Raw genomic sequence first — 12,737 nt, forward strand, 5'->3', positions numbered from 1 at the left:
TTGACTTAGGCATAAGGGGATGTTGAAAAGGTTTCGACCAATCGAGTCTACCATGTTTTCTAAGCCAAACGAGTACCGTTGAACGGCCTTGAATACCAAAACGGGCTTGGGCTTGTTTGTACGTCATTTCGCCTTTTTCAACACGCTCTACAACGCCTAATTTAAAGGCTAAGGTGTAATCTCGTTGTGTGCGCTTACGGCTTGAGTTAATTGATGTTGTCATAAAGAAGTCCTCTTTATGTCAACATATTTCAGGACGGGACATTGAAAAACAAAAAGGCCAAGTGAAATCACTTGGCCTTTTTAATCGAAGTTTACAAGTCGGATAGCCAGTTCAACGCGCTATCTTCACTTAAATTATTCTTCTACAGGGTAAAGCACCTTGGCATTGGCTTTAAGTGAATCTATCAAGCCACGGTAGTCTGCTTCGCTGTATTGTGCGTTCAGGCGTTGTTTAAGCGCATTAATCAGCTCATCACTCACACCTTCTGCTGCGTTGACTTTATCTAGCGCAACCACGGCATAACCATTTGCTAAACCAACGGTATCGACAACTGGAGAAGTGCTTGGTGTTGGCATTTGGAATGCTTTGCCTACAATCGCAGCATCAACATCTTGCGCGCCGCGGCCTAGTTTCGCTTTAGCCACTAAACCAAGATCCGTTGCACCGGCTTTAACTTGTGCCATCAGCTCTTGTGCTTTCGCACGGGCAGCTTCGTTTGCTTGATCTTGCTTCAAACGTTCTGTGATATTGGCTTTCACTTCCGCTAAGGCCAAAGTGCCCGCATCGTGATGTTCCTTCACACGAACCACCACCACGTGGTTAGGTTCAAGCTCAATCACTTCACTGTTTAACCCTTTTAGCATAACAGTTTCAGAGAACGCGGCTTTGACTAAGTCAGGCTTGTTCAGCGCAGCAGGAACGTTATCGCGAGAGAACAGTGGAGTCGTCTTAATGTCGACGCCCACAGCTTTAGCAGTTTCAGATAGTGTATCTGGCACTTCATAGCTAGTATCAGCTAATTTGCTTTGTAAGCTGTAGAATTGATCAACCGCTTTCTTATCTTGCAACTGCGCTACTATCTTAGCTTTCACATCGGCAAAGGGTACAGTCACACCTGGTTGCACATCTAATAGCTTGATAATGTGGAAACCAAAGTCAGTTTTAACCACCGCAGAATGTTGGCCTTTGTTCAATGCAAATAATGCAGCATCGAAAGCGGGGTCCATCACACCTGGTTCAAACCAATCCAGTTTACCGCCCTGCTCTGCACTCAAGGTATCGTCAGAGTTCGCTTTAGCCAGATCAGCAAAATCGGCACCGCTGTCTAATTGCTTAGCTAAATCTTCAGCCTTGGCTTTTGCAGCCGCTTCATCGCTACCTGGCATAACCAGAATGTGTGTGGCAAGACGCTTCTCATTAGACACGTATTGCGCTTTATGTTCTTCGTAATAAGCTTGCGCTTCTTCGTCTGAAACTGGGTTATTTTTAGCAAAATCAGCCGCATTCAGCTCAACATATTCTAAGCTCACCATTTCAGGGCTCATAAACTGCCCTTGGTTTGCGTCATAATAGTTTTTCACTTGCTCGTCAGTCACAACCGCTGTCGCTAAGAATGGCGCAGAATCAACGACTAAATAACGCACATCGCGAGTTTGGCCTTGTAACTCAGCTAACTGCTTAGCTTCGCCAGCTAACACAAATTCAGTACCAACTAGCGCTGCCGTTAACTGACGACGGGTCATATCGACACGCATCATGTCTCTGAACGCCTGTGGTTGATAACCTAACTGACGTAGAATCGCTTGATAACGATCGTTATCAAATTTGCCATCGGTTTGGAATGCAGGTTCAGTTTTCACGGCTGCAATGATCTGTTCGTCAGATACACGCAACCCCATAGCCTTAGCCGCTTGATCAATCAGTTTGTCAGCCACTAAGCGCTCTAATACGCTCTGCTTAATACTTTGTAGATATTTTTCGTCAGCAGATAACGCAGCAAACATCTCACCTAGCTGTTGCTCCATACGAGAGCGCTCGCTTTGGTAAGCCTGCTCAAGCTCGGCTTTAGTGATTATGTCACCGTTCACTTCTGCTGCTGGCACATCAGTTGTAGAACCTAAGTAACTGCTGACTCCTGCAAATGCAAAAGATAAAATCACAAGTACGAGAATGCCTTTAGCAATCACGCCTTGCGAACCATCGCGGATCTTTTCTAACATCAGATTTCTCGCTTGTTGCGATTAACAAAATAAAAAGGCGCATCAGTTTGAGATGCGCCTTTCTGTAATTTATGGGGAATATTCAGACGCTACCACTGGTAAATTCTAAAACCCCGAGTAATGGTAGAAATTAAGCTTCATATTCCATTACTTTCAATTCGTAAAAAGCACTGATAAACAGTGCTTGTCATTACGAATGCCTTACAAAGGCTACGATATTAATGATTAATTAACAGCGTCTTTCAGTGCTTTACCAGCTTTGAATGCTGGAATTTTAGCTGCTGCGATTTTGATTTCTTCACCCGTTTGTGGGTTGCGACCAGTACGCTCAGCGCGTTCACGCACTTCAAAAGTACCAAAACCAACAAGAGAAATTTTATCACCTTCTTTCAGACCTTCGGTCACAGCAGCGATAAAAGAATCCAGTGCACGGCCGGCAGCGGCTTTAGAAATGTCAGCACCAGATGCGATTTTCTCGATTAGTTCAGATTTGTTCATGTCATCCCCTTGAATGTAATTTTTTTGCGCCGCAACCAAATCCGTCTCTAGAGCGGTCTGCGGAGGCTTTTATAACAAGCTTGAATTCAAAGTTCAAGCTGAGTTCGAAAACCAAAGAAATAAAACTGGATACAGCTCAAAGCCAGTTGCGCCAAGGGCTTGGAGCAGCTGGCTCTCCACAGACCTAGGCTACCACAGGTCTACGCTTTGTTAAGCCCCTTTTTTCATTTTTTTTAACGTGATAGCGCAATTTCTTGCGTTATGCCAAGTTTTTAACCACTTCGAAGCCTTCAACCGGTCTTTCTAGGGCCAGTTTTAACACTTCATCGACCCAACGCACGGGACGAATTTCTAAATCGGCAATCACATTGGCAGGAATTTCTTCCAGATCACGCTCGTTTTCTTTTGGAATAAGCACCAATTTTATGCCGCCGCGGTGTGCTGCCAGCAGTTTTTCTTTTAAACCACCGATAGGTAACACTTCACCACGTAAGGTTATTTCACCTGTCATGGCCACGTCGCTACGCACTGGGTTACCCGTTAAGCTGGATACTAAAGCGGTACACATAGCCGCACCGGCCGATGGACCATCTTTTGGCGTTGCACCTTCTGGCACATGCACATGGATATCACGCTTCTCGTAGAAATCCGCATTGATGCCTAATTGTTCCGCACGGGCGCGAACAACGGTCATAGCCGCTTGAATCGACTCTTGCATCACGTCGCCAAGGGAACCGGTATAAGTTAATTTACCTTTACCAGGCACTGACGTTGCTTCAATCGTTAGCAGATCACCGCCTACTTGTGTCCACGCTAAGCCTGTCACTTGACCGATTTGGTTCTTCGACTCGGCTTTGCCGTAATCGAAGCGCTGCACGCCAAGGAATGACTTAAGATTCTCTTGATTCACAGTGACAGATTTTACTGATTTATCGAGCAAAATCATTTTCACGACTTTACGGCAAATCTTAGACAATTCACGCTCAAGCGAACGCACGCCCGCTTCACGGGTGTAATAGCGGATAATGCCAACGATAGCGCTATCCTCTACTTTAATTTCAGCCGCTTTTAAGCCGTTGCGCTCAATTTGCTTATTCAGCAAATGTTGCTTAGCAATATTCAGCTTCTCGTCTTCGGTGTAACCCGACAAACGGATCACTTCCATACGGTCCAGTAGTGGCCCAGGAATGTCCATAGAGTTAGACGTAGCAACAAACATCACATCGGATAAGTCGTAATCAACTTCGAGGTAATGATCGTTAAAGGTCGCATTTTGCTCAGGATCTAACACTTCTAATAAAGCAGAAGCTGGATCGCCGCGCATATCTGAACTCATCTTGTCGATTTCATCGAGCAAGAATAATGGGTTTTTCACGCCCACCTTAGCCATTTTTTGAATGACTTTACCTGGCATAGAACCAATATAAGTACGGCGATGACCACGGATTTCCGCTTCATCACGCACGCCGCCTAAAGCAACACGCACATACTTACGACCGGTCGCCTTAGCGATCGATTGACCCAAGGAAGTTTTACCCACACCTGGAGGTCCAACGAGACACAGGATTGGTCCTTTAAGCTGACGCACTCGGCTTTGGACTGCCAAATATTCCAAGATACGTTCTTTAACTTTTTCCAGACCAAAATGATCGGTATCGAGCACTTCTTGGGCTTTCGCTAAATCACGTTTGATTTTAGAGCGTTGGCTCCAAGGCACTGACGTCATCCAATCCACATAGCTGCGAACAACTGTGGCTTCTGCCGACATTGGCGACATCATACGTAGCTTGTTAAGCTCAGCCAGGGCTTTTTCTTTCGCCTCGGCGGGCATATTGGCCTCTTCAATCTTACGATTTAAGGCTTCAAACTCGTCATGGCCTTCGTCTAAGTCACCCAGTTCTTTCTGGATGGCTTTCATCTGTTCGTTCAGATAGTACTCACGCTGACTTTTTTCCATCTGTTTTTTAACGCGGGTACGGATACGTTTCTCAACCTGCAATAGGTCGATCTCCGATTCCATCATCGCCATTAAATATTCCAGACGCTCGCCAACATTGATCATCTCAAGCACAGATTGCTTATCTTCAAGCTTAAGTGGCATGTGTGCAGCCATAGTATCTGCCAGACGCGCCGCTTCATCGATACCCGATAAAGAGGTCAAAACTTCTGGCGGGATCTTTTTGTTCAGCTTGATATAACCTTCAAACTGACCAATAGCACTGCGCACTAACACTTCTTCTTCTTTGTCTTCCAGCGGTTCTGATTCCAGATACTCAGCCTTAGCCACAAAGAATTCTGTTTCTTGGGTGTAACGGGTAATACGGGCGCGACGACCGCCTTCAACCAGCACTTTGACTGTGCCGTCTGGCAGCTTAAGTAACTGTAAAATAGAGGCAACCGTACCAACTTCGAAGATGTCATCTTTTGATGGTTCATCGAGTTCGGCATCACGCTGCGCCACTAAAATAATTTGCTTATCCTGCGCCATTGCGGTTTCGAGACATCGAATAGATTTTTCTCGTCCGACAAATAACGGAATTACCATATGGGGATAGACCACCACATCTCGCAGTGGCAGCACGGGGAGTTCGATATGCGCTTCACGCTCTTGGGTCATAGTTCGATTCCGTTTTGGTGAAATGGATTAATACTGGAGTATATTGGGACGCTTTATTGAGTTTCAATGGCTAATACGAAAAAAGGAGTCCATTGGACTCCTTGTTTTTCAGTTTATTAGCAATCAGTACAATTATTGCTCGCCAGAGGCTGCTTGGGCTTCATTGTGCTCATAAATCAGGATAGGTGCAGATTCACCTTTCACGACTGATTCATCGACAACGGCCTTCACTACACCATCGACTGAAGGAATATCGTACATAGTATCCAGTAGAATACTTTCAACGATTGAGCGTAAACCACGTGCACCTGTCTTACGTGACATCGCCTTGTGTGCTATCGCTTTAAGTGCATCTTCGCGGAACTCAAGCTCAACGCCTTCCATCTCAAATAACGCGCTGTACTGTTTAGTCAGGGCATTTTTAGGTTGAGATAAAATTTGCACTAGGGCTTCTTCATCCAGCTCAGTCAGAGTCGCAACCACAGGCAAACGGCCGATAAACTCAGGAATTAAGCCATATTTGACCAAATCGCCAGGTTCAACTTGAGTTAAGGTTTCAGAAATCGTCGCCTTCTCTTTTTCGCCTTTTACCTGAGCACCGAAACCGATACCCGAACCAACGTGTGCACGTTGCTCAATCACTTTCTCAAGCCCTGCAAACGCACCGCCACAGATAAACAGGATCTTAGAAGTATCGACTTGTAAGAATTCTTGCTGTGGATGCTTACGGCCACCTTGTGGTGGAACCGCGGCAACAGTACCTTCAATCAGCTTAAGCAGCGCTTGCTGCACGCCCTCACCCGATACGTCACGGGTGATCGATGGATTGTCTGACTTACGGCTAATTTTATCGATTTCATCGATATAAACGATACCACGCTGCGCTTTCTCTACATCGTAGTCGCACTTTTGCAGCAACTTTTGAATGATGTTTTCAACGTCTTCACCCACATAACCCGCTTCAGTCAGTGTCGTGGCATCGGCCATAGTGAAAGGTACATTGAGTGAGCGCGCAAGGGTTTCAGCCAATAGCGTCTTACCGCTACCCGTTGGACCGATAAGTAAAATGTTACTCTTACCCAGCTCGATACCATCTTTAGGCGATGCATTTTTCAAACGCTTATAGTGGTTATACACTGCCACAGACAGCACTTTCTTTGCTCTGTCTTGGCCAATCACATAATCGTCTAAATGTGCACGCAACTCATGTGGTGTCGGTAACTTATCGCTATCGCGCTTTGGAGAGATTTCTTTAATCTCTTCGCGAATGATGTCGTTACATAACTCAACACATTCGTCGCATACATACACTGATGGGCCAGCAATGAGTTTTCTGACTTCATGCTGGCTCTTTCCGCAAAAAGAGCAGTACAGCAATTTACCGCTGTCACCATTATTTTTGTTGTCGCCCATTAATTACCTCATTTGCAGTCTGCTCTACTGCCTGTCTTAAATTTGCTTAACCTTTACAGAGCATAGCTCAGTCAAAAGCAAAAATCAGCCGCGTTTCGTCATCACAGAGTCAACTAAGCCATATTCGACGGCTTGAGTCGCGCTCATGAAGTTGTCACGATCGGTATCGCGTTCAACCACTTCGAGCGGTTGGCCAGTGTGCTCGGCTAACATTTGGTTAAGCTTATTCTTAATGCCTAAGATTTCTTTGGCATGGATAGCGATGTCAGAAGCTTGACCTTGGAAACCACCCAGTGGTTGATGGATCATCACGCGAGAGTTTGGTAAACAGTGACGTTTGCCCTTCTCACCACCGGCTAATAAGAAAGCGCCCATGCTGGCCGCTTGGCCGATACAGACAGTGCTAACATTCGGTTTGATAAACTGCATGGTATCATAAATCGCCATGCCTGCGGTGACTGAGCCACCTGGAGAGTTAATGTATAAAAAGATATCTTTATCTGGGCTTTCTGATTCTAAGAATAATAGTTGCGCCACGATAAGGTTTGCCATGTGTTCTTCAACTTGACCTACCAAAAAGATAATCCGCTCTTTCAACAAACGAGAATAAATATCGTATGAGCGTTCACCCTTAGCAGTCTGTTCGATCACCATAGGCACTAAAGCACTTTGTATGTCTGACGCATTATGCATTATTCACTTCCCTAAATAAAAATGGCTCGCATGAGGAGCCTCATACGAGCCATTATAAATGGCGAACAGCTAATCAAGTCAAGCTTAGCTTATGCGCGACCAGTAGCCTTGTTCATAAATTCTTCAAAAGCGACTTCTTTTTCGGTCACTTTGGCAGATTTCAACAGTGCTTCAACTGCTTGCTCTTCTAAAGCAACGTTGCGCATGTTTTGCATCAGCTCTTTGTTGCTGTTGTAATAAGCAACAACTTCACTTGGATCTTCGTAGGCAGAAGCCATAGAAGCGATCAAGCCTTGTACGCGTTCGTCTTCTGCTTTCAGTTCGTTAGTCTTGATGACTTCGCCTAATAACAGACCGATTTTAACGCGACGTGCAGCTTGTTCAGTGAACAATTCCGCTGGCAGTTCAGGCATGTTTGCCGTTTGATTGCCAAAACGTTGCATTGCTTGTTGACGCAATACGTTAACTTCGCCATCGATCAGTGCTTTTGGCAAAGTGATGTCGTTGTTCGCTAACAGACCGTTGATCACTTGCTCTTTCACGTTAGCTTTTAACGCTTGCTCAAGTTCACGGTTCATGTTTTTACGGATTTCAGCTTTAAGGGCTTCTAAGCCACCTTCGCTGATACCGAACAGAGCAGCAAACTCATTGTTTACTTCTGGCAGGTTAGCTGCTTGAACTTCAGTCAGCGTAATCGCGAACTTAGCGGCTTTACCTTTCAGGTTTTCAGCGTGATATTCTTCTGGGAAGTTCACGTCGATAACAAATTCTTCACCCGCTTTGTGACCTAAAATACCCGCTTCAAAACCAGGGATCATACGGCCGCTGCCTAATTGCAGTTCGAAATCGTCAGCTTTGCCGCCTTCAAATTCTTCACCATCAACTGAGCCAACAAAGTTCATTTTCACTTTGTCGCCATCGGCAGCTTCACGTTCAACAGCAGCGAAAGTCGCGTGTTGTTTACGTAGGGTTTCAATCATAGTGTCAACGTCAGCGTCAGTCACTTCAGCTTTTGGTTGTTCGACTTCGATTGCATCTAAGCCTTTCAGCTCAACTTCTGGATAGATTTCAAAGGTAGCGATAAATTCGAACTTTTCGCCATCAGTAGAACCAGGAACAAACGTCGGTGCACCGGCTGGGTTTAACTTCTCAGCAATAATTGCTTCGATGAAGTTACGTTGCATCACTTCACCCATGATGTCTTGACGAATCGCTGCGCCGTAACGTTTGTTAATCACAGTAATAGGCACTTTACCAGGACGGAAACCTGGGATACGAGCACGCTTAGCTTCACGTTGTAAACTGTCTTTAACCAGCTTTTCAATTTGTTCAGCAGGAACAGAAATGGTCAGGCGACGCTCTAGGCCTTGGGTTGCTTCAACAGAAACTTGCATTGTTTTACCTCGAAATTTGTCTAACGTCCTTTGTAATAGCCGATTCATCAACTATTCAGGTATTCGTTTCTTGATCATTAAATTTGACTACAATGCCCACCACTACTGGCTTTAGGCACAGGTCGCTCATAGTTGATATCTATCAAGACGCGACATTATAGCCACCGTTTTCTGCAGAGTCGAGCCTCAACAGCCGAATCTGGGGTATAAAAAAAGCGACACAAGGTCGCTTTTTTTAATTTGTACTCAAAGTACTAATAAATGGGGTGACTGATGGGGCTCGAACCCACGACAACCGGAATCACAATCCGGGACTCTACCAACTGAGCTACAATCACCACTGAAACTGGTACGCCCGGCAGGATTCGAACCTGCGACCACCCGCTTAGAAGGCGGGTGCTCTATCCAACTGAGCTACGGGCGCATGGTTTACAGAACTTTCTGTATCCTAACCGATTTTGGAAAGCACTTAGCTAACCCTACCATTCGCTTATTTGAGTTCAAATTATCTTCAAATTCATTGAAGCAAACAATAATAAAGTGGTCGGTGATAGAGGATTCGAACCTCTGACCCTCTGGTCCCAAACCAGATGCGCTACCGGGCTGCGCTAATCACCGAAGGTCTTACATAACATTTTCAGTGCTAGATGAACACATCTGCCTGAGAACGGAGCGCATCTTATCCCCTCACTTTACAACCGTCAACGATTTTTTTATTGATTGACTCTAGGTGCTGAATTATCAGGCTAATCCGGTTTTTTTATCCATTTGGCGACGGCTTTAACCATGACACAGTAGCTGTGCCCTGTTAAAATAGCCGCGATTGCCAATCTCTGTGTTAACTACTGTTTTAACCATCGCCCATATAAAGGATATCCTACACCCATGACAGCCCAAATAATCGACGGCAAGGCGATTGCTCAATCCATCCGCACTAAGCTCAGCGAAAAAGTCACCGCCCGCAAAGAGGCTGGACAGCGCATTCCGGGTTTAGCCGTAGTATTAGTGGGAGCCGATCCGGCATCACAGGTTTATGTTGGAAGCAAACGTAAGGCCTGTGAAGAAGTTGGATTTATTTCTCGTTCATACGATTTAGAAACAAGTTGCAGTGAAGATGAGTTGCTGAGCCTTATTGATAGTCTGAATGATGATCCGACCATCGATGGCATTTTAGTGCAACTGCCACTACCCGCCCATATCGAAGATTCAAAAGTCATCGAACGTATTCGCCCAGATAAAGATGTCGATGGATTTCACCCGTATAACGTTGGCCGCTTAGCGCAGCGTATTCCGGTGCTGCGCTCTTGCACGCCGATGGGCATAATGACACTCATCAAATCCACCGGCGTTGATACTTATGGTTTAGATGCTGTCGTGGTTGGTGCGTCTAATATTGTAGGTCGTCCTATGACGTTAGAATTACTGTTGGCGGGTTGCACTACGACCACTTGCCACCGTTTCACTAAGAATCTTGAGCAAAAAATTCGTATCGCAGATCTCGTGGTTGTCGCAGTCGGTAAACCCGGCTTCATTCCTGGTGAGTGGATCAAGCCTGGCGCTATCGTCATTGACGTAGGCATTAACCGTTTAGATAACGGCACCTTAGTCGGCGATGTGCAATATGACGTTGCGGCGCTAAATGCCAGCTTTATCACTCCAGTCCCCGGCGGTGTTGGGCCGATGACGATTGCGAGTCTATTAGAAAACACCTTATACGCTGCCGAGCAATATCACGACTAGCTTCTAGCTTCTAGCTTCTAGCTTCTAGCTTCTAGCTTCTAGCTTCTAGCTTCTAGCAAGCATAAAAAAACCTGCATAATGCAGGTTTTTTTATGGCTGAAGATTTCATCTAGATGAGAGAAAATAACTAACTAAGCTTATTTCTTGCGCCAAGTGGTGCCACTTGGGCCATCTTCGAGCTCAACGCCTAACTCATTCAAACGGTTACGCGCCACATCCGCAGCAGCCCAGTCCTTTTCAGTACGAGCACGGTTACGTTCAACGATTAAAGCTTCGATTTCAGCCACTTCATCATCACTACCGCCGCCTTGGAAGAAAGCTTCAGGCTCTTGGCTTAATAGGCCTAACACATCCGCTAATTGCTTCAAGGAGACTGCTAATGCCGATGCCTGTGCCATATCGGTCAGTTTTAAGCGATTGATCTCACGTACCATGTCAAACAGGACTGAATAGGCTTCAGGTGTATTAAAGTCATCATCCATCGCCGCTTTAAATTTCGCGACAAACTCTTCTGCTGGCGCCGCAGCGACAGTCAAGTCGACATCTTTAATGGCGGTATATAAACGCTCTAAAGCTGAGCGAGCTTGTTTCAAGTTATCTTCTGAATAGTTCAGTTGGCTACGGTAATGGCCAGATAACAGGAAATAACGCACAGTTTCAGCATCATAGTGACCAAGTACATCACGAATAGTGAAGAAATTGCCTAACGACTTAGACATTTTTTCACGGTCAACCATCACCATGCCAGTGTGCATCCAATAGTTCACGTATGGCGTGTCATGGGCACAGCAAGACTGGGCGATTTCGTTCTCATGGTGCGGGAACTGTAAGTCAGAGCCGCCGCCATGAATATCAAAATGCAGACCTAAATGCTTGCTGTTCATGGCAGAACATTCGATATGCCAGCCAGGACGACCCGGTCCCCATGGTGATTCCCACGTCGGTTCGCCAGGTTTAGACATTTTCCACAAAACAAAATCCATTGGATTTTGTTTTGTTTCGTCCACTTCTACCCGAGCACCTGCTTGCAGTTGATCTAAATTCTGGCCTGATAAACGGCCGTAATCAGGGTAGGAAGCCACGCTGAAAAGCACATCACCATCGCTCGCCACATAGGCATGGCCACGGGCGAGTAATAACTCAACCATGTCGATGATTTCGGCAATATGCAGGGTTGCGCGCGGTTCAAAGTCGGGACGCAACATATTCAAGGCATCGAAGTCTTGATGCATTTCACCGATCAGACGCTCGGTTAAGGCCTCGCAGCTTTCGTTATTCTCGTTAGCACGCTTGATAATTTTGTCATCAACGTCGGTAATATTGCGCTGAAAATTCACTTCATAACCCGCGTAACGCAGGTAGCGCACTATCATGTCAAAGGAAACAAAAGTACGGCCATGACCAATATGACAGAGATCGTATATGGTCACACCACACACGTACATCCCGATTTTTCCGGGAGTAATCGGCTTAAATTCCTGTTTTTGGCGGGTAATACTGTTGTAAATCTTCAACATCGATATTCTCTTCAATGATACATTCAGGTGTAAAATCAAGGAGTCAGTCTATCACGGCCTGACAGGTTTTGAATACTGCACTTTGCGCGCAATCCGAGATAAGTTAGAATCGCGCCACTATTTACAGAGAGTATGAAAACATGATCACATTACACACCAATTTGGGCGACATTAAACTGCAACTGAACGCTGAAAAAGCGCCGTTAACAGTAGCAAACTTCATGAAATATGTTGACGAAGGTTTCTTCGATGGCACTATCTTCCACCGTGTGATTGACGGTTTCATGATCCAAGGTGGTGGCTTCAACGAAGACATGAGCCAAAAACGTTGTAACGATCCAGTAAAGAACGAAGCCAATAACGGTTTATCAAACCGTACTGGTACTGTCGCTATGGCGCGTACTTCTGATCCTCATTCAGCCACTGCGCAGTTCTTCATTAACGTGAACGACAACACTTTCCTCGATTTTAAATCAGAAACCTCACAGGGCTGGGGCTACTGCGTATTCGGCGAAGTTGTTGAAGGCATGGATATTATCGAAAAAATCAAAGCAGTTAGTACAGGTAACCGTGGTATGCATCAAGATGTACCATTAGAAGCTGTAGTGATCGAAAAAGTCAGCGTTGCGGCATAATCCCTGC

10 protein-coding genes and 3 tRNA genes are annotated in these 12,737 nt (G+C 45.6%); 2 read left to right on the plus strand and 11 right to left on the minus strand.

What is annotated here, in order from left to right; genetic code table 11:
• The 10 genes from Q4Q50_RS14615 to Q4Q50_RS14660 form a co-directional block, all read right to left on the minus strand.
• Positions 1–223: helix-turn-helix domain-containing protein (locus tag Q4Q50_RS14615; protein WP_371830301.1), on the minus strand; the 223-nt coding region annotated here is incomplete at its 3' end.
• A gap of 134 nt (positions 224–357) precedes the next feature.
• A complete protein-coding gene (locus Q4Q50_RS14620; protein ID WP_311899924.1) occupies positions 358–2,223 on the minus strand; it encodes a SurA N-terminal domain-containing protein in 1,866 nt (621 codons plus the stop codon).
• 225 nt (positions 2,224–2,448) lie between these two features.
• The gene (hupB, locus tag Q4Q50_RS14625; protein ID WP_255211589.1) at positions 2,449–2,736 is read right to left on the minus strand and encodes a nucleoid-associated protein HU-beta; all 288 of its coding nucleotides are present in this window, start codon (positions 2,734–2,736) and stop codon (positions 2,449–2,451) included.
• Positions 2,737–2,980: 244 nt separating this feature from the next.
• Positions 2,981–5,338 (minus strand): endopeptidase La, encoded by a 2,358-nt coding sequence (gene lon, locus Q4Q50_RS14630; RefSeq protein ID WP_071938997.1) that lies wholly within the window; start codon positions 5,336–5,338, stop codon positions 2,981–2,983.
• Positions 5,339–5,470: 132 nt separating this feature from the next.
• Complete coding sequence (gene clpX, locus Q4Q50_RS14635; RefSeq protein ID WP_006081125.1) at positions 5,471–6,751, minus strand: ATP-dependent protease ATP-binding subunit ClpX; 1,281 nt, start codon at positions 6,749–6,751, stop codon at positions 5,471–5,473.
• Positions 6,752–6,835: 84 nt separating this feature from the next.
• Positions 6,836–7,444: an ATP-dependent Clp endopeptidase proteolytic subunit ClpP gene (gene clpP / locus Q4Q50_RS14640; protein ID WP_006081124.1), complete on the minus strand. Its 609-nt coding sequence runs from the start codon at positions 7,442–7,444 to the stop codon at positions 6,836–6,838.
• 89 nt (positions 7,445–7,533) lie between these two features.
• Entirely contained in the window at positions 7,534–8,838 is a 1,305-nt protein-coding gene (gene tig, locus Q4Q50_RS14645) for a trigger factor (RefSeq protein WP_311899927.1), read from the minus strand.
• Between the two features lie 262 nt (positions 8,839–9,100).
• Positions 9,101–9,176: transfer RNA gene (locus tag Q4Q50_RS14650), tRNA-His, on the minus strand.
• 9 nt (positions 9,177–9,185) lie between these two features.
• Positions 9,186–9,262, minus strand: a tRNA-Arg gene (locus Q4Q50_RS14655).
• Positions 9,263–9,379: 117 nt separating this feature from the next.
• Positions 9,380–9,456 (minus strand) — tRNA-Pro (locus Q4Q50_RS14660).
• A 267-nt stretch (positions 9,457–9,723) separates the two neighbouring features.
• Here Q4Q50_RS14660 and folD point away from each other — a divergent pair.
• Positions 9,724–10,578 (plus strand): bifunctional methylenetetrahydrofolate dehydrogenase/methenyltetrahydrofolate cyclohydrolase FolD, encoded by an 855-nt coding sequence (gene folD / locus Q4Q50_RS14665; protein WP_311899929.1) that lies wholly within the window; start codon positions 9,724–9,726, stop codon positions 10,576–10,578.
• Positions 10,579–10,715: 137 nt separating this feature from the next.
• Here the strand turns inward: folD and cysS are convergent, their stop codons facing one another.
• Positions 10,716–12,095, minus strand: coding sequence for a cysteine--tRNA ligase (cysS, locus tag Q4Q50_RS14670; RefSeq protein ID WP_311899931.1), 1,380 nt, complete (start codon positions 12,093–12,095; stop codon positions 10,716–10,718).
• A gap of 140 nt (positions 12,096–12,235) precedes the next feature.
• Here cysS and Q4Q50_RS14675 point away from each other — a divergent pair, with 140 nt between their 5' ends.
• On the plus strand, positions 12,236–12,730 hold the full coding sequence (locus Q4Q50_RS14675) for a peptidylprolyl isomerase (RefSeq protein WP_311899932.1): 495 nt from the start codon (positions 12,236–12,238) through the stop codon (positions 12,728–12,730).
• Positions 12,731–12,737 lie beyond the last annotated feature (7 nt).

Origin of the sequence: Shewanella scandinavica (assembly GCF_031932065.1) — a bacterium.
GTDB lineage: Bacteria > Pseudomonadota > Gammaproteobacteria > Enterobacterales > Shewanellaceae > Shewanella > Shewanella baltica.

Coding starts and splice junctions, on each gene's coding strand:
- Q4Q50_RS14620 (WP_311899924.1), bottom strand. CDS start 2,223: ATGTTAGAAAAGATCCGCGATGGTTCGCAAGGCGTGATTGCTAAAGGC.
- lon (WP_071938997.1), bottom strand. CDS start 5,338: ATGACCCAAGAGCGTGAAGCGCATATCGAACTCCCCGTGCTGCCACTG.
- clpX (WP_006081125.1), bottom strand. CDS start 6,751: ATGGGCGACAACAAAAATAATGGTGACAGCGGTAAATTGCTGTACTGC.
- clpP (WP_006081124.1), bottom strand. CDS start 7,444: ATGCATAATGCGTCAGACATACAAAGTGCTTTAGTGCCTATGGTGATC.
- tig (WP_311899927.1), bottom strand. CDS start 8,838: ATGCAAGTTTCTGTTGAAGCAACCCAAGGCCTAGAGCGTCGCCTGACC.
- folD (WP_311899929.1), top strand. CDS start 9,724: ATGACAGCCCAAATAATCGACGGCAAGGCGATTGCTCAATCCATCCGC.
- cysS (WP_311899931.1), bottom strand. CDS start 12,095: ATGTTGAAGATTTACAACAGTATTACCCGCCAAAAACAGGAATTTAAG.
- Q4Q50_RS14675 (WP_311899932.1), top strand. CDS start 12,236: ATGATCACATTACACACCAATTTGGGCGACATTAAACTGCAACTGAAC.